The organism is Thermomonas hydrothermalis, from assembly GCF_900129205.1.
Lineage (GTDB): Bacteria > Pseudomonadota > Gammaproteobacteria > Xanthomonadales > Xanthomonadaceae > Thermomonas > Thermomonas hydrothermalis.
Genome location: NZ_FQUK01000005.1, coordinates 57,963 through 77,626, shown reverse-complemented (window position 1 = coordinate 77,626; position 19,664 = coordinate 57,963). Strand labels below are relative to the sequence as shown.

Below are 19,664 nucleotides of genomic sequence, written 5' to 3'. Positions count from 1 at the left end.
TACGCGGGCGGATGAGCAGCTGCATTTTAGCGATGAGCGCCTCTACAGCCCGCCTGCTTGGCAGGCGCTGGTCGGGTGTCATGCCTCAGCCGTTCAGTTGGGCGGTGAGCCAGGCGTTGCGGCGCTCGGGAGGTAGGGCCCGCAGGGCATCTCGCAGCCGGGCGCGTGCCTGCGGCGGGGTACTTTGCGCCAGCCGAGCCAGCAGCGCCCGCTGTTCGGCATCGGCGTTGCGCAGCATCTGCAGCAGGGCAGGCCGTTCGTCGGCGCGGACGTAGGCGAGAAGCGGCGCGATCTGCGGCCAGTCGCGGCCCAGCCGTGGGCCCAGGTGCCAGCCGCGATGGGCGTCGAAAGGCAATGCGGCATAGCGGCTCAGCAAGGCCTGCTGTTCGGAGTCGGACAGGGCGTCGAAGCGGGCTGCCGCCGCACGCAGGCGCGCACGTTCGTCGTCGGTCAGGGCTTGCCACTCCGCCCAGGCGCCGCGCGCACGGGCGCGCTCAACCGGAGCGAGGCGATCCCAGGCGTGCATACGCTGGCGCAGTCGAGGCGAGTGGATGGGCTCAGGCGGTGCGGCGGGTAACGTCGCGGTCTGCCCCGGCGCGGCCGGCAGGGCCTCGGCGTCCAGCCAGGCCAGCACCGGCAGGCGCCGGGCCAGCGCCAGTTCGCCTGGGGCGGCCAGCAGTGGCAGATCCGGGTGCCCGGCCGGAGTGTCGGGGTCGAACCATGCCCGCGGCGGCGCCGGCGGGGGCAGCGGCTGGCCGTGAATGCGTTGTCGCCAGCCATCCAAGGCTGTGCGGCCGATCGGGGCCAGGAAGGTGGCCGCCAACGCCAGGGCGCACAGCAGCACGCCCAGCCAGAGCCAGCGCAGTCGCCGCTGGCGTGCGGCAGTCGCATCCGCCGGGATGACGGCAGGCGGCGCCGGGGCGGGATCGGGCAGGGTGTCCAATGCGCGCTTCACGGCGGCATGCCAGGCGCGCCAGACATCCAGATCGGGTTGGCCGTGCGGATCTTGCGGCAGGGCCGCACGGATGCGGGCGTGGTAGTCGGTCAGCGCCAGATCGAGCACGGCGGCGCCATCGGTATCGTCCAGACCGGCGACCAGGTGCAGCAAAACCGCGGCACGCTGGGCCGGGGGTAAGCGGGCGATGCCGGGCAAAAGCCCCGCGGCCGGGCGGCGCACGGTGTGCCCCATTGCCGGCGTGGACAGCAGGAGACGCCAGAACACCCGCGGCCACTCGGGCATCGGCCATTGGCTAGCCTCGGTGGCGAAAACCCGGCTGGCGGCGATCACGGCGGTCTGCCCGGCACGGGCGTCGCCGGTCTGAATCTGGGCCAGCAGGCGGGCGCGCCGATCGACGCCGCGCAGAAATGCGGCGACGGCGGAGGGTGGCGATGGCCGGGAGTCCTGGGTCATGGCAGGTGCATGGGCATGCAGCATCTTACGTGACCTGTGCCCAATCAGCGGCCGCCTCGGCATGCCCCGGCATGCCCCGGTAGGTGGGTGGCGGGTGCTTGACAGCAGGGGGGATCGGGGCTCCGCCAGCACTGGCGCGGGCTGTGGACAATCAAGTTGTGCACAGCCGTAAAAAAGCCGTCACAGCCCTGGTTTCACGCCTGAATGTCGCTTCAACAGGTGTTCCGTTCCACGGATAACATCTTGTCTTGTAAAGATTTTTTTGACGTGGCGATTTTTTGACCAGGACGACGCAAGGGCCGCTACACCGGCCCTTGCGCAGGGTGTTCAAGCGGCTGTCAACACAGTTATCCACAGATTGTGTGGATAACGAAACTTCTCGATGGAAAACAACGGTTTGCCGTCAGTTCCTCAGCATTCAGGAAATAGATGCGGGCAACGTGCCGGGCGCACGGGGCGGGCTCGGCGTCCACGCCATCCGTAGGCCAGCCGTGGCCGAGGGGCGTCTCCGGAGTGGTCGGAGATTCCCTAGACTGCCGGCATGACCGACCCCACCGTCCTGCAACTTGCCCTGCCGGTGCCCCTGCCGCAGGTGTTCGACTACCTGCCGCCGGCGGGATGGGCGGCGGAGCAGGTGCAGGTCGGGCAACGGGTGCGGGTGCCGTTCGGCGCGCGCACGCTGTGCGGCATCGTGGTCGGCCACGGCCCGGCGCCGGACGGGGTGACGTTGCGGGCGGTGGAGGCGGTGCTGGACGAGGTGCCCGTGCTGCAGGGGGAGCTGTTGGCCTCGCTGCGTTGGTTGTCTGGCTATCTGCACGCGCCGCTGGGCGAGGTGCTGGCGACCGCGCTGCCGGCAGCACTGCGTCACGGTGAACCGCTGCCCGACATCACCCGCCGTGGCTGGGTGCTGAACGAGGCCGGTCGCACCGCGCTGTCGGCGATGCGCGCGGGCAAGCCGAAGGCATTGGCCAGCCTGTTGGCCGAGGAGGCCCGTGACGAGCGTCAGCTGGATGCCGCGCTGCCGGGCTGGCGCGCGCCGTTGCGCGCGTTGCGCGAGCGTGGGCTGGTCGAGTCGGTGGCGTTGCCGCCGGCCCCGGCCGTTGCCCCGGCGGCGATGACGCTGACGCCCAACCCGGCGCAGCAGGCGGCGATCGAGGCCGTGTGCGCCGCGCGCGGGTTTGCGCCGTTCCTGCTCGACGGGGTGACCGGCAGCGGCAAGACCGAGGTGTACCTGCACGCCATTGCCGATTGCCTGGCGCGTGGTCGGCAGGCGCTGGTGCTGGTGCCAGAGATCGGCCTGACCCCGCAGTTGCTGGCGCGGTTTCGGGCGCGGCTGGGGGTGCCAGTGCATGCGCTGCATTCGGGCCTGAGCGATGGCGAACGGGCGCGGACCTGGCTTGACGCGTTGCACGGACAGGCGCGGGTGGTGGTCGGGACCCGCTCGGCGGTATTCACCCCGTTGCCGCAGGCCGGGCTGATCGTGATCGATGAGGAGCACGACGGCAGCTACAAGCAGTTCGAAGGGGTGCGCTACCACGCCCGCGACTTTGCCCTGGTGCGTGCGCGTGCGCTCGGTGTGCCCATCGTGCTGGGCAGTGCGACGCCGTCGCTGGAGTCGCTGCACAACGCGCGCAGCGGTCGCTACCGGCATCTGAGCCTGCCGCAGCGGGCAGGCCAGGCGCGTCCGCCGCAGGTGCGGGTGATGGATGTGCGCAAGCGGCCGCTGCAGGCCGGTCTGGCCGCAGCGGCGGTGGCGGCCATCGAGTCCGCGCTGCAGGCAGGCGGGCAAGTTCTGGTGTTCCGCAATCGGCGCGGCTACGCCCCGGTGCTGCTGTGCCACGACTGCGGCTGGAGCGCGCACTGCCCGCATTGCAGTACGCCAGAACGGCCGACCGCGATGACCGTCCATGCCCAGGGCCGAATGTTGCAATGCCATCACTGCGGCTACCGGCGACCGGCGCCACCGGCCTGCCCGGACTGTGCCAGCCTGGCGCTGCAGGCGCAGGGCAACGGGACCGAGCGCATCGAGGACGCTTTGCGCGAGCGCTTTCCAGACTGGCCGGTGTTGCGCATCGACCGCGCCAGTACCGGGCATCGCGATGCCGTGCAGAAACATTTCGACACCCTTGGGGCCCGGCCCGGCATCCTGGTCGGCACGCAGATGCTGGCCAAGGGCCACGACCTGCCCGGGTTGACGCTGGTGGTGGTGGTCGGCGTCGATGAGGGGCTGTTCTCGGTAGATTTCCGTAGTGGCGAGAAGCTGGCGCAGCTGCTGGTGCAGGTGGCCGGGCGCGCCGGCCGCGCCGACCGGCCGGGCGAGGTGCTGTTGCAAACCCACCACCCCGACCATCCCTTGCTGCAGACGCTGCTCGTAGGGGGCTATCACGCCTGGGCCGAGGCCGAGCTGGCCCAGCGCCAGGCCGCCGGCCTGCCGCCGTTTGCACATCTGGCCTTGCTGCGGGCGCAGGCGCGGCAGCAGGACCCCGCCCGTGCCTTCCTGCAGCGTGCCAAAGACCTGTTGGCCGCGCATGCCATCGAGGTGGCTGGCCCGCTGCCAGCACCGATGCCGCGGCGTGCCGGGCAGGTGCGCATGCAACTGGTGCTGGTCAGCCCACAGCGGCCGCGACTGCATCGCGCCTTGGCCGCCGTCGTGCCCGCCCTGTACGCCGCGCCCGAGGCGCGGCGGGTGCGCTGGTCGCTGGATGTCGATCCAGCCGACCTGTATTGATCGTCGTATCGGCGACAATGCTTGGTTTCGACACCGCAACGTGCACACCCATGACCACCCCGCTCGACCAGCTACGCCAACTGTCCACCGTGGTCGCCGACACCGGCGACATCGACGCCATCGCCCGGTTCCGGCCGATCGATGCCACCACCAACCCCTCGCTGCTGCTGAAAGCGGCCCGTCTGCCTGCCTACGCCGAGCACGTGGCGGCGGCGCTGGCGGCGGCCGGCGGTGATGATCCGCTGGCCGATGCCTGCGACCGGCTGGCGGTGGCGATCGGCGCTGAGATCCTCAAGCTGATTCCGGGCCGTGTCTCCACCGAGGTCGATGCCCGGCTGAGCTTCGATACCGAGGCCACCGTCGCCAGGGCCCGCCGTCTGGTGCAGCTGTACGCCGATGCCGGTATCGGCAGCGACCGGCTGCTGATCAAGATCGCGGCCACCTGGGAAGGCATCCGCGCCGCCGAGCGGCTGGAGCGTGAGGGCATCCACTGCAACCTCACCCTGCTGTTCTCGTTTGCACAGGCGGTGGCCTGCGCCGATGCCGGCGTGTTTTTGATCTCGCCGTTCGTCGGCCGCATCCTCGACTGGCATCTGGCGCAGGGTCTGCCCGCGCCGGCCACGCCGCAGGAGGATCCGGGCGTGCAGTCGGTCACCCGCATCTGGCACCACTACAAGCGGCACGGCTATGCCACGGTGGTGATGGGCGCCAGCTTCCGTAACACCGGGCAGGTGCTGGCGCTGGCCGGTTGCGACCGGCTGACCATTGCGCCGGAGTTGCTGGCGGCGCTGGCGCAGGGCCAGGACCGGGTCGAGCGCGTGCTGTGCGATGACGGCCAGCGGCTGCCTGCGCCGGCACCGCTGCCGGAACCTGTGTTCCGCTGGCAGCTCAACGAGGATGCGATGGCCACCGAGAAACTGGCCGAAGGCATTCGCAAGTTCGCCGCCGATCAGCGCGCGTTGGAGGCGTTGCTGGCCGCCCAGCGCGGTTGAGCGCGGGCGCGGTGTTTCCCCACAAAACGGCCCGGCCCGGCGGAGTGGGCCGCCGGGCCGGGTGTGTGGTCATTGCGCTGTCGTGGCGACGGTCTTGCGGGCCGCGGCACCGGCCGGCAAGCCCTGCGGCTTATGCCGCCAGCAGTGCCCGCATCTTTTTCAACGCGCTGGCTTCGATCTGGCGGATGCGCTCGGCAGAGACGCCGTATTCGTCGGCCAGTTCCTGCAGGGTGACCTTGCTGTCCGGATCCAGCCAGCGCCGCTTGATGATGTCGCGGGTGCGCGGATCCAGCTTGGCCAGCCCGTCACGCAGGATTTCCAGCTGGTTGGCTTCGGTGCTTTCGGCCTCGTACGCCGCGGCCGGGTCGGCACCTTCGGCCACCAGATAGCTCACCGGCGACGGCGTGGCATGCTCGTCATCGCTGTCCTCGGGCAGGTCGAAGCCGATGTCACGGCCGGACAGACGGGCTTCCATCTCCATCACGTCCTGCTCGCTGACATCGAGATCGCGGGCGATGGCGCGCACTTCCTCGGCATTCATCCAGCCCAAGCGGGTCTTGTTCTTGCGCAGGTTGAAGAACAGCTTGCGCTGGGCCTTGGTGGTGGCGATTTTCACGATCCGCCAGTTGCGGATGATGAAGTCGTGCATCTCGGCGCGGATCCAGTGCACGGCAAACGTCACCAGTCGCACGCCGAGCGACGGGTCGAAACGCTTGACCGCCTTCATCAGGCCGATGTTGCCTTCCTGAATCAGGTCGGCCAGCGGCAGACCGTAGCCGGCATAGCTGCGAGCCACGTGCACCACGAAGCGCAGATGCGACAGGATCAGCTCCTGCGCCGCGGTCAGGTCGTTATGCTCGCGCAGACGCAGCGCCAGGCGGTGTTCTTCCTCGGCGCTGAGCATGGGAATCTGGTTGACCGCACCGATGTACGCCTCCAGCGAACCCATCGCGCTGGGGACGGGAATCGGCAGGTTGTTGGCGACCAAAGCGGTAGTTGTCATGGTGGTTTCCCCTCGTATGCTGCCATCCTAGCAGTCGCCGGGTTGGACTGCTAAAGAAAGAACGAGTTCCTGAGTGTTGCAATACTGCAACGCTGGCCGTTCAGCCGTCGTTTGGCTGCCGATTCTGATGTGAATGGGGGCGCCCTGCCAGGTTGGCAAGGGCCTGCGCCGGCGGCAGCTGCCAGTCGATCGGCGCCTGCCCGGTCCGGGCCAGGTAGGTGTTGGCGGCGGAGAAGTGCCCGCAGCCCAGAAAGCCGCGGTGCGCCGACAGCGGCGAAGGGTGCGGCGCTTTCAGCACCCGGTGGCGGCGCGGGTCGATCACCGCGCCTTTTTTCTGGGCGTAGCTGCCCCACAGCAGGAACACCAGGTGCTCGCGTTCACGGTTGAGCACGTCCACCACGTGGTCGGTAAAGCCTTCCCAGCCCCGGCCCTGATGGCTGCCCGGCCGCCCGGCTTCCACCGTAAGCACGCTGTTGAGCAGCAGCACCCCGCGCTGGGCCCACGGGAGCAGGCAGCCGTGATCGGGGCGGACGAAGCCGGTGTCGCGGGCCAGCTCCTTGTAGATGTTGTCCAGCGACGGCGGTACCGCCACGCCCGGCGGCACGGAAAAACACAGCCCGTGCGCCTGCCCCGGGCCGTGATAGGGGTCCTGGCCGAGAATCACCACCTTCACCGCCTCGAACGGGGTGGCGGCAAAGGCGGCAAAGATCTGCGGGCCGGGCGGATAGATGGTTGCCCCGTCCGCTTTGCGCTGGCGCAGAAACGCCGCCAGCTGGCGCATGTCCTCGCGTTCGAACCAAGCCCCCACGCGGGCCTTCCAGCTCGGTTCCAGGCGGACGTCGGGCGAGGCGGATGCGGTCATCCCGATCAGATCACACCACGCTTCTTTTCAAACAGCAGATAGGCCACGCCGACGGCCGCGCCGATGCCCAGCGCCGCCAGCCAGCCCAGTGGGCTCAGCCATTTCACCAGCCCTGCCACGATCAGGCCCAGGACGACAAACTGCGAATAGCGCCAACGGCTCTCCCGGAACGTCTTCAGTGGCGGCTGTCCGTCCATGGGGTTAGACCTTGTAGCCGGTATGGATGGCGACGATCCCCGCGGTCAGGTTGCGGTAGCTGCAACGGGCCAGCCCGGCGGCTTCCATCATCGCCTTGAGGGTGTCCTGGGGCGGGTGTTTGCGGATGGATTCGGCCAGGTAGCGGTAGCTGTCGGCGTCGTTGGCCAGCAGCCGGCCCAGCCGCGGCAGCACCTGGAACGAGTGCAGGTCGTACAGGGGTTTGAGCCAGTCGGCCGTGACCGTGGAGAACTCCAGTACCCGCGCCTGGCCGCCCGGTTTCAGCACACGCGCGATCTCGCGCAGGGCGGCGTCCTTATCGGTGACGTTGCGCAGCCCAAAGGCCATGGTCACCAGGTCGAAGTTGGCGTCGGGAAATGGCAGCGCCTCGGCATTGCACTGCACGTAGTCGAGCCCACGCACCAGGCCGCGGTCGGTCAGACGATCGCGGCCGACCCGCAGCATGTCGCCGTTGATGTCGCCCAGCACGATGTGGCCGTGGTCGCCCATCCGCTCTTTTAGCAAAGCGGCGATGTCGCCGGTGCCGCCGGCCAGATCCAGCACCCGGTCGCCCTTGCGCAGCTGGCAGGTGGCGACGAAAAAGCGCTTCCACAGCCGGTGGATGCCGAAGCTCATCGCGTCGTTCATCCGGTCGTAGTTGCGGGCGACCGAGGAGAACACCTGGCCGACCAGCTTTTGCTTTTCTGAGACGGGAACTTCGCGGAACCCGAAATGGGTGGTGCCGGTGTCGCCAGGTGAGCTGTTCATGCGGCGATTATCGCACTGCCGTGCACAAACGAAACGCCCGCCTTGCGGCGGGCGTAGGGTGGCTGACGCCAGGAAGGCGGCTTACTTGATCTTGCCTTCCTTGTAGATCACATGCTTGCGAATGACGGGATCGAACTTCTTGATCTCCATCTTGTTCGGCGTGTTCTTCTTGTTCTTGTCGGTGGTGTAGAAGTGGCCGGTGCCAGCCGAGGAGATCAGACGGATCTTGTCGCGCTTGGATGCCATGGTGTGCGCCTCCCTCGTTAGACCTTCAGGCCCTGCTTGCGCAGATCGGCCAGGACGGCATCGATGCCGTTCTTGTCAATGGTGCGCAGCGCGGCGGTGGAAACACGGAGCTTGACCCAACGGTTTTCCGAAGCGACCCAGAAACGGCGCTCGTGGAGGTTGGGCTGGAAGCGACGACGGGTCTTGCGGTTGGAGTGCGAGACGTTGTTGCCGGTCGTCGTGCGCTTGCCGGTGACTTGGCAGACTTTGGACATGGGCACCTCGGAAGTGGTGTTGGGACCTCCCATGGCCCGGGAGGCGGCGGCCCCGGCACAGGGCCGGGCAGCGCTGCTGGACGCAGCGAGCCGCGCATTATGCCCGGCGTCGATGGCGCCTGCAAGCGCGTGTATGAGTCCACCACCTTTGGCACTCGGGGTGTGGGGGCGCAGCGGGCGGGCGAGGCGTCTTACGGTGCAGGGGCGCTGGGTGCGTCAGCCTGGCGGGCGGCGATCCAGGCCCGCACCTGGGCCTGCAGGACGGGCAGCGGCAGGGCGCCCTGGCCGAGCACGACGTCGTGGAAGGTGCGGACGTCGAACCGGGGGCCCAGTGCGGTTTCTGCCTCGTGGCGCAGGTCGCGGATCACCAGTTCCCCGAGTTTGTAGGACAGCGCTTGCCCGGGCCAGCTGATGTAGCGGTCCACTTCGGTGTCCACTTCGTGGGTGGAGAGTGCGGTGTTGTCGCGCAGGTAGGCGATGGCGCGTTCCCGGCTCCACCCGAAATGGTGGATGCCGGTGTCGATCACCAGCCGGCAGGCGCGCCACATGGCATAGGTGAGCCGGCCGAACTCTTCGTACGGGGTTTCGTAGATCCCCATTTCCTTGCCGAGCCATTCGCTGTACAGCGCCCAGCCTTCGCCGTAGGCGCTGATGTAGTCCTTGCGGAAGCCGGGCAGGGCGCCCTGTTCGCGCACCAGTTGCTGTTGCAGCGAGTGGCCGGGTGAAGATTCGTGCAGGGTCAGTGCCGGCAGGTTGTACAGCGGTCGGCTGGGCAGGTCGTAGGTGTTGACCCAGTACACGTCGGCGCCGCCGCGGCCGGCGGTCCAGTAGGGGGCAATCGCGGCGGGCACGGGTTCGATGGTGAAGCGCCCACGCGGCAGGGTGCCGATCAGTTGGCCGATCCGGCCGTCCACGCGTTTGCTGATCCAGGCCGCGCGCTCCAGCAGTTGCTGCGGGGTTTTGGCATAGAACTGCGGGTCGCTGCGAAGAAAGGCGAGGAAATCCTGGAAGCGGGTCTGCGGCGAGCGCCCGGTAAATCCGAGCTGGTCGAGCAGGGCCTCCATCTCGGCACGGGTGGCGGCCACCTCGCGCAGGCCGATGGCATGGATCTGCTCCGGCGACAGGTCCAGGGTGGTGTAGCGGCGGATCTGCTCGCGGTACCACGCCTTCCCGTCTGGCATCGCCTCGGCGGCCAGGGTGGTGCGGGCCTTGGGCAGATATTCCTCGCGGAAAAATGCAAGCAGCCGTCGATAGGCCGGGATCACCGCGTCGCGGATCGCGGCTTCGCCCTCGGCGCGCAGGGTGGCCTGCTGGGCTGGCGGGATCGACGCCGGCATGCGCTGATACGGGGCAAACAGCACGGCCTGCTGTGGATCATCAAGTAAGGCCACGGCGGCGATCGCGGTATCGCGGCCGGTCAGCACGGCGCGCGGCACCGAGAAGCCGCGTCTGAGCCCTGCGCGCATGTTGGCGATCTGCTGCTCGAAATAGCGCGGGATATCGCGCAGGCGGGCGGCATAGGCGCGATAGGCGTCGGCGTCGCGCAGTTCGGCGCGGGCCATGAAGTCCAGATCCGACCAGAACGCGCTGTCGGAGTTGAACGGCATTTCGTATTCGCGGAAACGCAGCGCGGCGATCCGGTGTTCGATCTGTGGCCGATAGACCGCGTAGTTGAGTTGCTCTGCGGGCGACAGTGCCTGCACGTCGATCTGGTCGAGCTGGGCGAGCAACTGTTCCAGGTAGGCCAGCCGTGCGGCCTGCGCTTTGGGGCTGACATCCGGCAGTCGGGTCTGGGCGACACCGGCCTGGGCATCGTTGTCCTCGTCCCAGACGGCGAGCTGCTGCTGTCGCCACTGCCACTCGCTTTCGTAGAGCTGACGCAGCCGCGCGTCCATCTCTGCGGGATGGGGGGAGGTCTGGGCCAAGGCCAGCAACGGCCAGCACAGCAAAATCAGCAGCAGGTGACGCGGCATCGAGGGGCTCCAGAAACGCACGGTTCACTCCGAAGCATCGCCACGACCGGGGAGGCGGCCGTGGCAATGTCTCAGGGTGCTGGCATTGTCATGGATTTGCAGGCGGCGTGGCGTGTGCCTGTGGTACGGCCAGAGTCGTGTGCTGTGCCGATGCGGAGGTTTCCTCGGCGTCGCTGTCATGCCACAGCTCATAGCTATCGATTCGCACGCGCAGTGCGGCATGCAGGGCATCCACCCGCGCCACCCGTTCCTGGGCCCGGCTGGCACGGGCCATGCGTTCGGCCTGTAGCCATTCGGGCAGGCTGGCCTCGCCCAGTTCCCAGGCGCGCCGGGTGCGCGCACTGGCCGCTTCCTGGGCCAACGCGGCGGCCTGCAATGCCTGCCACTGGGCCTGGCGTGCCTCGGCCAGATCAGCAGTGGCCTGGGCGTCACGGACGATTTCCAGCCGCACCATGGCCTCTTCGGCTTCGACCTTGGCGGCATGGGCGGCTTCGCGTTCGGCCACATCACGACGGTAGCGGGTGCCGAGTGGCACCGAGACGACCAGCCCGACCGCACGCTCGGCACCGCCGCGATCATCCAGCACACGCAAGCCGATGCTGGGGTCGGGCAGCCGGTCGGCACGCGCCCGTGCCGCCACGCTCTGCTGGCGCAAGGTGTTTTGGTGGGCGATGCCGATTTCGTGGCTGCGCTGGATGATCAGATCCCGCCAGTAGGCAGCCCCATGCGGCAGTGGCGTCGGTTCTGGAAGTTGCGGTGGTTTGGCGGGTAAGGGCAGTTGCGGATAGGTCGTGGCCAGTGCTTTGCGGGCCGCATCGGCGTCTGCCCGCGCAGACAGTTCGGCGGCACGCAGTTGCGCCAGTTCTGCATCCATCAGGTCGAGATCACGGCGGGCGGCATCGCCAAGTTGAACTCGCCGTGCCAGCAGTTGGCGTGCCTGTTCCATGAGCATGCGCTGCTGCTGGGCGTCATCAGCCAGCGCTTCGGCGCGCAGCCAGGTCATCCAGTCCTGTCCAAGCCGACGCGCGGCCTGATGGGTGGCGTCATCGATGCCGAGTTGCGCTGCGGTCAGCGCATGTTCGCCGATGGCCCGATCCAGTGCGGCTTTTCCGGGCAGACGAATGCGCCGTGACAGTTGGCCTTCAAACTCGCGATAGCGTAGCTGCGGATCCACCGTGCGCCGTTGCGGGATCATGATGGCTTCCCACTCGTAGCTGCCAGCGGCCAGGGCATCGCGTTCGGCAGCAGCGGCCTGGGCCGCTGCCACTGCGGCACGGACATCCGGTTGTGCAGCCAGCGCACGCATGGCCAGCGGTTCCGGCGGCAGGAAATCGCCATCGCCAGCGCGGGTCGTGCCGATGATGGCCAGCGCCAGCAGTGGCAGTAGCAGATGCCGAGTCATGCCAGCCTCCCGCTTTCCAAAACGGCTTCGGTCCACCAGCGCACGTCGTCAGTGGCGATGACGGTGCGAACTGTGTCCAGCACCATGTCCAGTTGTGCCGGTTCGAGCAGGATCCACAGCACTCGCCGCTGCACGCGGCCACGGACCTGCTCGGCGACCGATGCACGCAGGAAATCACGGGTATGCCCCTCGGCGGACAGCAAGGTGAAGCCGGGCAGGCCAGGATGGGCGCTCAAGGCATCGGTGATGGGATCCTCCAGCGAGGGAGGAAAGACCAGAGTGAGGCGAACCAGGGCAGTCATGCGGCGGCTCCGGACGTCATGGCTGGATGACCGAAACGGCGGTACAGCAGCGGCAGCAACAGCAGCGTCAGTGCGGTCGAGCTGACCAGACCACCGATCACCACGATGGCCAGTGGTCGCTGGATTTCGGCCCCAGGCCCGCTGGCCAGCAGCAGCGGCACCAGGCCGAATGCGGTGATGCTGGCGGTCATCAGCACCGGACGCAGGCGACGCATCGCGCCTTCGCGAACGACGCGCTCGATTGGAAGACCCAGTGCGTGCAGTTGGTTGAAGTGGGCAACCAGAACCAATCCGTTGAGCACGGCAATGCCGAGCAGGGCAATGAAGCCGACCGATGCGGGCACCGAGAGGTACTGTCCCGACACCCACAAGGCAAGGATGCCGCCGACCAGGGCGAATGGAATGTTGCCCAGGATCAGCAGTGCCTGTCGTGCCGAGCCGAAGGTCATGAACAGCACCACGAAAATCAGCCCCAGGGCCACCGGCACCACCAGCCCGAGTCGGGCTGCGGCGCGTTGCTGATTTTCGAACTGGCCACCCCAGACCAGCCGGTAACCGGCCGGCAATGGCACCTGACGCGCCACCGCAGCGCGGGCTTCGTCCACGAAGCCAACCAGGTCGCGGCCGCTGACGTTGGCCTGCACCAGAGCAAAGCGGGCGCCGCCTTCGTGGCGCACCGCGACCGGGCCGGTGGCAGGTGTGATCGTCGCCAGTGCGGTCAGCGGGATGTCACCTTGGCCGTCGCCCCGGGCCAGCATGCTGGCAGTAAACCGCTGTGCCGAAGCGCGCAGCGCGGGGGTTCCGCGGATCACGATCGGTGTGCGTTTGTCAGGCTCGATCACGCTGCCGGCGCGCATCCCTTCGATTTGCGCGCGCAGTTCGTCCTGCACTGCGGTGATGCTGAGCCCGGCGCGGGCGGCAGCCTGTGGATCGACCCGCACCTGAAGATACTGCACTTGGTCGGTGGCCTGGGTGAGCACATCCTGAGCACCGCGGATGCCTTCCAGGGTCGTAGCGATCCGTCCGGCCAGGTCATTGATGGTGGCAAGGTCTGGGCCGAACACTTTGATGGCCACGTCACCGCGGCTTCCGGTGAGCATTTCCGAAACCCGCATTTCGATGGGCTGGGTAAACCCGAACTCAAGACCAGGGAAATCGGCCAGAACCTGACGGATACGATCGGCCAGCGCCTCCTTGTCGGCTACTTGCCACTGCTCACGTGGGGCCAGTTGCATGAACATGTCGGTCTCGTTGAGTCCCATCGGGTCAAGACCAAGCTCGTCAGAACCGGCGCGGGCGATGATGTGGCGCACTTCCGGCACCTGCCGCAGGATCGCGCCCGCCACGGCGTTGTCGGTGGCCAGTGAGGCATTGAGGTTGATCGTCGCCGGTTTCTGCAGTTGCAGCAGGATGTCGCCTTCATCCATGACCGGCATGAAGGTTTTTCCAGTTCCCAGCCACGCCAGCACACCCACCAGCAGCCCGGCCCCAGCCAGCCCCAGCGCGGTCTTGGGGTGTTGCAGGGCACGTTCCAGCAGCGGAGCGTACAGGGCATGCAGGCGCTGCATCAGCCAAGGGTCGCCGTGCGTGCGTTCCTTCAGCAGCAGCGAGGCGAGCACTGGCACCAAGGTCAACGAGAGCAGCAGCGAGGAAGCCAGTGCGAACACGATGGTCAGTGCCACCGGAGTGAACAGTTTGCCTTCCAGCCCTTGCAAGGTGAGCAGCGGCATGAAGGTCAGGCAGATGATCAGGATGCCGGAGGCCACCGGCAGCGCTACTTCGCGGGTGGCGGCATACACCCGGTGCAGGCGCGGCAGGAAGGCGCCGGAGCCGTGCGGATCAAGCCTGCTCACCGCGTTTTCCACCACCACCACGGCCGCATCCACCAGCATGCCGATGGCGATGGCCAGCCCGCCCAGACTCATCAGGTTGGCGCTCATGCCGGTCAGACGCATCAGCAGGAATGTCGACAGCGCCGCAAACGGCAGCATCAACGCCACCACCAGGGCGGCACGCAGCTCGCCGAGGAACAACAACAGCAGGATCACCACGAGTACGGTGGCTTCCAGGAGCGCGTGTTCGACCGTTGCGACGGCGCGCTGGATCAGGCTGCTGCGGTCATAGAAAGGCACGATTTTGACGCCGGGCGGCAAGCTGGCTGCCAGCTCGTCCAGACGCTGGCGCACCGCCTTGATCAGCGTCGACGCATCGGCGCCACGCAGTGCCACCACGATGCCCTCCACGGCCTCGCCTTTGCCATCGCGGGTGACGGCGCCGTAGCGAGTCAGAGCGCCGATCTTGACTTCGGCCACATCCCCGACCCGCACCGGGTGCGGTCCATCAAGCACCGGCAGGGCGGCGATATCGGCAGCGTCGCGCAGGGCTCCTTCCACCCGCACCACCAGAGTTTCTTCGCCGACATCGACGCGGCCGGCACCATCATTGCGGTTGTTGCGCTCGATGGTCTGGGCGAGTGCCTCGAAGCTCAGCCCGGCCTGGGCGAGCCGCGCCGGATCGGGCACCACCACGAAGCTGCGGGTTTCACCGCCCAGGGCATTGACGTCGGCCACGCCGGGCAGGGTGCGCAGGGCGGGGCGCAGGGTCCAGTCGAGCAGGGTGCGTCGTTGCGCCAGGCTCAGCCCACCGCCTTCGATGGTGAACATGAAGACATCTGACAGCGGCGTCGAGATCGGTGCCAGCCCGCCTTCGATTCCAGCCGGCAGCGAAGACGCGACCGAGGCATAGCGCTCGGCGACTTGCTGGCGTGCCCAGTAGAGGTCGGTGCCTTCCTCGAAGTCGAGGGTGATGTCGGCGATGGCGTATTTGGCGGTGGAGCGCAGCACCGTGATGCGCGGCGTGCCCAGCAGTTCCATTTCCAGCGGTGCGATGACCCGCGTCTCCACTTCCTCCGGAGTCATGCCGGGCGCCTTCAGAATCAGTTTGACCTGGGTCGGTGAAACATCCGGAAAGGCGTCGATGGGCAGACCGGCGAACGCCCAGATGCCGGCGGCGGCAAGCCCCAGTGCCGCCAGGAGCACCAGCAGGCGTTGCCGCAGTGAGAATTCAGTGAGGCGGCTGAGCATGGACGACCTCAGCGCGAGTCAGGATGTGTGGGGGAAGGCAGGATTGCCTTCAGGGCAACGGTGCCGCGGATCACGACTTCGGCACCGGGCGTCAGTGCTGGCGCCAGAACCACGGCGGTCTCGCCAGTGCTTCCCAGCACGTGCGTGACCTTGACGGCACGGAAGCGACCATCCCGATGCAGGTAGGCCAGATAGCCATCCCCGTCGGGGAGCAGGGCGGCACGCGGAAGCGACAGTGCGCCGGGCGGTGGCGGCAGGTGCAGCGTCACTTCCAGCCGCTCCCCGGCCAGATGTGCGCCAGGGGATTGGAGGCGGGCACGAATCGGCAGCTGCTGGCTGGCCGGATCGAGATCGGCCGCCACGGCCACCACCTCGGCCTGGCTGCCGTCGGCAAGCGTCACACGCAGGCCGGGGCGGATCTGGGCACGATGCATGGCCGGCACGCCAAAGGCGATGTCCAGCCGGTCTGGATCGGCAATCAGCAGGGCAGGCTGTTGGGGCATCAGGCCATCGCCCGGACGCACCAGTCGGCGTAGCACCTGGCCGCTGATCGGCGCCAGCAACTCGACCTCGCCATCGGCCAGCCGGACTCGGGCACCGGCCAGGGACTCGCGGGCGCGGGCAAGCTCAGCCTCGGCGCGCCGGGCCTGCGCCTGTGTCTGTTGGTAACGGGCGGCGGGGATGATGCCTTCGGCCAGCAACTGCGCATCCCGGCTGGCCTGCTGCCGGGCCAGATCGGCTTCACTGCGCGCCTGGGCCAGATCAGCACCGGCGCGCAGCGCTTCGACGCTACGCAACCGCACGACCGGCTGGCCGGCCTGAACGTGCTGGCCTTCTGCGATCAGGACGGCGGTCACCGTCCCGGCCCAGGGGCTTGCCACCTGCTGGCTGGCACCCAGCGGGGCCTGAGTTTCCGCCAGCAGGCCGGGCAGCGGCACGCTGGTGGCGGTCTCGACCTTGCCCAGCGCGATACCAAGGGCCTGCTGCTGCGAGGGGGCCAGCGTCACACTGCCGTCTGGCGAGGCGACCGGTGGGCTGCTGGCAGCGGTGGTGGTGGGTTGGGGGTGATGGAGCAGGCGCCAGGTCAGCAGGCCGATGATACCGACGGCCAGCACGGCGCCAGCATGACGGGTCAGGCGCAGACGCATGGGTGACCTCCAGGCTGCCGGGGGTGGTGAGCAAGGCGCGGCGACGGCACTTGGTCAGGCATGGCGAATCCACAGGCAGGAAAACCTGTGACTAACATGCCGGCCGAGTCTTGGGATTCGCTTAAGGTGCCGTGCCTACAGCGGTGGCAGTGGGCCAAGCTGCACCCGCAGCCGGCCCTCTTCGAGGGTAAAGGCAAGCGGAATCGCGCAGGCATCGGCCAGTGCGCGGCACAGCGCCAGCCCAAGACCGGCATGCTGGCGTGGCGTGGCGGCATCGTGCTTGCGCCAGAAGCGTTGGCCCAGCCAGGTCAGGTCGGCGGGTTCCAGGGTCGGCGCCGGGTTTTCCAGGGTGACGACCGGGCCGTTGGGGCCATGCCACAGATGGCAATGGACGCGGCTGTTGCGTGGTGCGTATTCCAGTGCATTGTCGAGCAGGTTGCTGAGCAGCCGTTCAAGCATGCCGGCATCGCTTCTGCACCAGTCCTCTGGCGGCAGGGTTGCGGTCAGCTGCAGGCCACGTTGGCCGGCACGCGCCTGACCACGGGCGAGCAGCTCGCGCAGCAGGGTGCAGAGGTCGAAGGGGTCGGCGGCGGGCTGCTCCAGACCGGATTCGATCCTGGCCAATGCCAGCAGCGATTCGATGCTGCGCTGCATGCGTTGCCCATCTTCCAGCACGGCGACCAGTGCGGCCCGTGCGGCCGGGTCCTGCACCTGTTCCAGCGCCGATTCTGCGCTGGCGCGGATCTCACTGACCGGTGTGCGCAGTTCGTGGGCCATGTCGTGGGCAAACCGGCGTTCGCGCTGCACGGCTTGCCGCAGTCGTTCCACTCCGGTCTGTAGGGTGTGTACGAATGGAGACAGTTCGCGCGGGAGATCATCCGGCAATTGCACCGGCTGGTCCGGATCGAGGGTCGACAGTTGCCGGCGCACCTGTTCGACGTACCCAAAGCCTCGGCTCACCAGCCACAGGCAGACCAGGATCACCGCGAGCAGGGCGAGTGCGATGCCACCCATAAGCAGCCCATGGACGCGCCGCTCCACCGCATCCCAGTGGGTGCGCTCGGTGCCGACCACCAGGATGCCGGGGTGGGCGGGATCCGTCGGGGTCTGATGCGGCAGCGCCAACAGTCGTCCCGGGTGGCCGTCGGGAAGCGCCGCATCGTAGTAGCGCGGCAAGCGCATTTCCGGAGATGGGCGCGGCAGCGTCAGGCCGTGGCTGTTGGGCGAGGTGGTTTGTACCCGGCCATCGGCGCCGTAGAGCGTGTAGAACTCGGTGTGACTGTCTTCCTGGTATTCACTGAGGGGCAGGTCATCGTGCTCGCGCTGCAGGGTGTGGGCGATCACTTCACCCCGCAGCGCCAACGTCTGATCGAGGTGGGCATAGATCTCACGATCGATCAGCACGTCCAGCAGCACGAACAGCAACGCCAGCACCGCACCAGCGCCAAGTGTCAGTTGCCAGGCCAGCCGCTGGCGCAGCGACCAGGTCGGGTGTGACGCGGGCGTCATGGCCGTGTTCACGGAATGAAGTAGCCAAACCCGCGGCGGGTCTGGATCAGATTGCCGATGCCGACACGGGCCAGTTTTCCGCGCAGCGTGCTCATGATGACCTCGATCACTTTGTCGGACGCCTCGCTGCCATGATCGTACAGACGCTCGAACAGTTGCGTGCGCGACAACACTTGGCCGCGTGCCCGTAGCAACGCCTCCAGGAGGGCGTATTCCTTGGGTGACAGAGGCAGCGACTGCTCACGATAGCGCGCCTGTCGCAGGCGTGGGTCCAGGGTCAAGCCGTCGTGCTGCAGCAGCGCGGGCAGGGCATGCGCCGGCCGGCGCAGTAACGCCCGTAGTCGGGCCAGCAGCTCGTCGAGTGCGAATGGTTTGACCAGATAATCATCGGCGCCGGCATCCAGTGCTTCGACCCGATCGCGGATCTGATCGCGCGCCGACAGTACCAGCACCGGGACGGCATCGCCGCGCGCACGCAGCCACCGCAGGACATCCAATCCATCCAGCTTCGGCAGCATCAAATCCAGCACCACGGCGTCGTAGCGCGGGTCACGCAGGTGGGCCAGCGCCTGCTCGCCATCGCGGGCGAGATCGCAGGCATGGCCATGCCGCTCGAGATGATCGTGCAGGATCTGGCCAAGTATCGGGGAGTCCTCGACCAGCAGTACGCGCATCACGCCCTCCCTGATGGCGGTCTCAATGACTGGCGCGATCCTTGTGCCAGCCGCGATGGCGGATGTCCAGATACAGGCTGTAGCAGGCGGTGAAGGTCGGGAACAGATTCTGCAGGATGCCGACCGCATCGTTCTTGCCGAAGATGAAGTAGCTCAGCGTCATCACGCTGCCAAGGATGCTCATGTACCAGAACAGCCGCGGGATCACCGGCTTGCCGTAGCGCTTGCTGGCGACGAACTGAACCACCCAGCGGCCGCCGAACATCAACGCGCCGGTCAGGCCGATCAGCTTCCACGGGCTCATATGGATGCCGGTCCATAGCAGCCATGGGATCGGCGTGTCCATGACGCCCGCCGGGGCAGCGATCATGGCCGCACTTCCTCGATGGCGGTCCGGCGGCTACGGGCGATCAACCAGGACACGCCCAGCAGGTCACGGATACCGACCAGGGCGCGGCCCAGGTTGGTGTACTTGGACACGCCGGCGCTGCGCGGCCGGTGGTTGACCGGCACGCTGACGGTTTGCCAGCCGGCGCGCTGCATCAGCGCCGGCAGGTAACGGTGCATGTGGTCGAAGTAGGGCAGCTCGAGAAAGGCCTCGCGTTCGAACAGCTTGATGCCGCAGCCGGTGTCGGGCGTGGCATCGCGCAGCAGGCGGCTGCGGATCGCGTTGGCGAACTTCGAGGCCCAGCGCTTGCTGCCGGAGTCCTGACGGTTGACCCGCCAGCCGGCAAACAGCTTGACATCGGCCGGGGCGCGATCGCGTTGCGCCAGCAGGTTGGGGATGTCGGCCGGATCGTTCTGGCCGTCGCCGTCGAGGGTGGCGATCCACGGTGCCCGCGCGGCCTTCACGCCGTTGCGTACCGCGGTGCTTTGACCGGCATTGGTGAGGTGGCGGATCACCCGCAGCTCCGGCGTGACCGCCTGCAACTGGCGCAGGCGTGCCAGCGTGCCGTCGCGCGAGGCATCGTCCACATAGACGATTTCGAAGTCGATCCGTCCGCGCAGGGCGCGCAGGATTTCATCGACCAGTGGCGCGACGTTGTCCTCTTCGTTGTGGACGGGGACGACCACCGAAAGCTGTGGCATTGCAGGGGGTTCCTTGCGATGAAAA

Annotated in this window: 18 protein-coding genes; 2 read left to right on the top strand and 16 right to left on the bottom strand. The window is 67.7% G+C overall.

Annotated features, from left to right (window positions below):
• Positions 1-85 precede the first annotated feature (85 nt).
• On the bottom strand, positions 86-1,411 hold the full coding sequence (locus BUA29_RS11895) for a DUF3106 domain-containing protein (protein ID WP_143148775.1): 1,326 nt from the start codon (positions 1,409-1,411) through the stop codon (positions 86-88).
• Between the two features lie 541 nt (positions 1,412-1,952).
• On the opposite strand from BUA29_RS11895, the gene BUA29_RS02450 reads away from it, so the two are divergent.
• Together BUA29_RS02450 and tal are read left to right on the top strand one after the other, a co-directional pair.
• The gene (locus tag BUA29_RS02450; RefSeq protein WP_072755044.1) at positions 1,953-4,139 is read left to right on the top strand and encodes a primosomal protein N'; all 2,187 of its coding nucleotides are present in this window, start codon (positions 1,953-1,955) and stop codon (positions 4,137-4,139) included.
• Between the two features lie 50 nt (positions 4,140-4,189).
• Positions 4,190-5,131, top strand: coding sequence for a transaldolase (tal, locus tag BUA29_RS02445; protein ID WP_072755043.1), 942 nt, complete (start codon positions 4,190-4,192; stop codon positions 5,129-5,131).
• Between the two features lie 130 nt (positions 5,132-5,261).
• On the opposite strand, the gene rpoH is transcribed toward tal, so the two are convergent.
• The 15 genes from rpoH to BUA29_RS02370 all read right to left on the bottom strand — a co-directional run bounded on the left by rpoH (position 5,262) and on the right by BUA29_RS02370 (position 19,639).
• Positions 5,262-6,134 (bottom strand): RNA polymerase sigma factor RpoH, encoded by an 873-nt coding sequence (gene rpoH, locus BUA29_RS02440; protein ID WP_072755042.1) that lies wholly within the window; start codon positions 6,132-6,134, stop codon positions 5,262-5,264.
• 100 nt (positions 6,135-6,234) lie between these two features.
• On the bottom strand, positions 6,235-6,996 hold the full coding sequence (gene ung / locus BUA29_RS02435; RefSeq protein WP_072755041.1) for a uracil-DNA glycosylase: 762 nt from the start codon (positions 6,994-6,996) through the stop codon (positions 6,235-6,237).
• A 5-nt stretch (positions 6,997-7,001) separates the two neighbouring features.
• On the bottom strand, positions 7,002-7,193 hold the full coding sequence (locus BUA29_RS02430; RefSeq protein WP_072755040.1) for a hypothetical protein: 192 nt from the start codon (positions 7,191-7,193) through the stop codon (positions 7,002-7,004).
• A 4-nt stretch (positions 7,194-7,197) separates the two neighbouring features.
• Positions 7,198-7,959: a bifunctional demethylmenaquinone methyltransferase/2-methoxy-6-polyprenyl-1,4-benzoquinol methylase UbiE gene (gene ubiE / locus BUA29_RS02425; RefSeq protein ID WP_072755039.1), complete on the bottom strand. Its 762-nt coding sequence runs from the start codon at positions 7,957-7,959 to the stop codon at positions 7,198-7,200.
• Between the two features lie 81 nt (positions 7,960-8,040).
• Positions 8,041-8,205 carry a 50S ribosomal protein L33 gene (rpmG, locus tag BUA29_RS02420; RefSeq protein WP_072755038.1) on the bottom strand — a complete coding sequence of 55 codons (165 nt, stop codon included), beginning with the start codon at positions 8,203-8,205 and terminating at the stop codon, positions 8,041-8,043.
• 17 nt (positions 8,206-8,222) lie between these two features.
• A complete protein-coding gene (gene rpmB, locus BUA29_RS02415) occupies positions 8,223-8,459 on the bottom strand; it encodes a 50S ribosomal protein L28 (RefSeq protein WP_072755037.1) in 237 nt (78 codons plus the stop codon).
• 191 nt (positions 8,460-8,650) lie between these two features.
• On the bottom strand, positions 8,651-10,432 hold the full coding sequence (locus BUA29_RS02410) for a DUF885 domain-containing protein (RefSeq protein ID WP_072755036.1): 1,782 nt from the start codon (positions 10,430-10,432) through the stop codon (positions 8,651-8,653).
• Positions 10,433-10,520: 88 nt separating this feature from the next.
• On the bottom strand, positions 10,521-11,834 hold the full coding sequence (locus BUA29_RS02405; RefSeq protein ID WP_072755035.1) for a TolC family protein: 1,314 nt from the start codon (positions 11,832-11,834) through the stop codon (positions 10,521-10,523).
• A complete protein-coding gene (locus tag BUA29_RS02400) occupies positions 11,831-12,136 on the bottom strand; it encodes a DUF3240 family protein (RefSeq protein ID WP_072755034.1) in 306 nt (101 codons plus the stop codon). The genes BUA29_RS02405 and BUA29_RS02400 overlap by 4 nt, the downstream gene beginning before the upstream one ends.
• Positions 12,133-15,219 carry an efflux RND transporter permease subunit gene (locus tag BUA29_RS02395; RefSeq protein ID WP_072755033.1) on the bottom strand — a complete coding sequence of 1,029 codons (3,087 nt, stop codon included), beginning with the start codon at positions 15,217-15,219 and terminating at the stop codon, positions 12,133-12,135. The genes BUA29_RS02400 and BUA29_RS02395 overlap by 4 nt, the downstream gene beginning before the upstream one ends.
• Before the next feature lie 8 nt (positions 15,220-15,227).
• Positions 15,228-16,367: an efflux RND transporter periplasmic adaptor subunit gene (locus BUA29_RS02390; RefSeq protein WP_084602310.1), complete on the bottom strand. Its 1,140-nt coding sequence runs from the start codon at positions 16,365-16,367 to the stop codon at positions 15,228-15,230.
• A gap of 135 nt (positions 16,368-16,502) precedes the next feature.
• A complete protein-coding gene (locus BUA29_RS02385) occupies positions 16,503-17,876 on the bottom strand; it encodes a sensor histidine kinase (protein WP_072755032.1) in 1,374 nt (457 codons plus the stop codon).
• A gap of 8 nt (positions 17,877-17,884) precedes the next feature.
• Positions 17,885-18,550, bottom strand: a complete 666-nt coding sequence (locus tag BUA29_RS02380; protein ID WP_072755031.1) for a response regulator transcription factor — start codon at positions 18,548-18,550, stop codon at positions 17,885-17,887.
• A gap of 22 nt (positions 18,551-18,572) precedes the next feature.
• The gene (locus BUA29_RS02375) at positions 18,573-18,920 is read right to left on the bottom strand and encodes a lipid-A-disaccharide synthase N-terminal domain-containing protein (protein ID WP_072755030.1); all 348 of its coding nucleotides are present in this window, start codon (positions 18,918-18,920) and stop codon (positions 18,573-18,575) included.
• Positions 18,917-19,639 (bottom strand): glycosyltransferase family 2 protein, encoded by a 723-nt coding sequence (locus BUA29_RS02370; RefSeq protein ID WP_072755029.1) that lies wholly within the window; start codon positions 19,637-19,639, stop codon positions 18,917-18,919. The genes BUA29_RS02375 and BUA29_RS02370 overlap by 4 nt, the downstream gene beginning before the upstream one ends.
• Positions 19,640-19,664 lie beyond the last annotated feature (25 nt).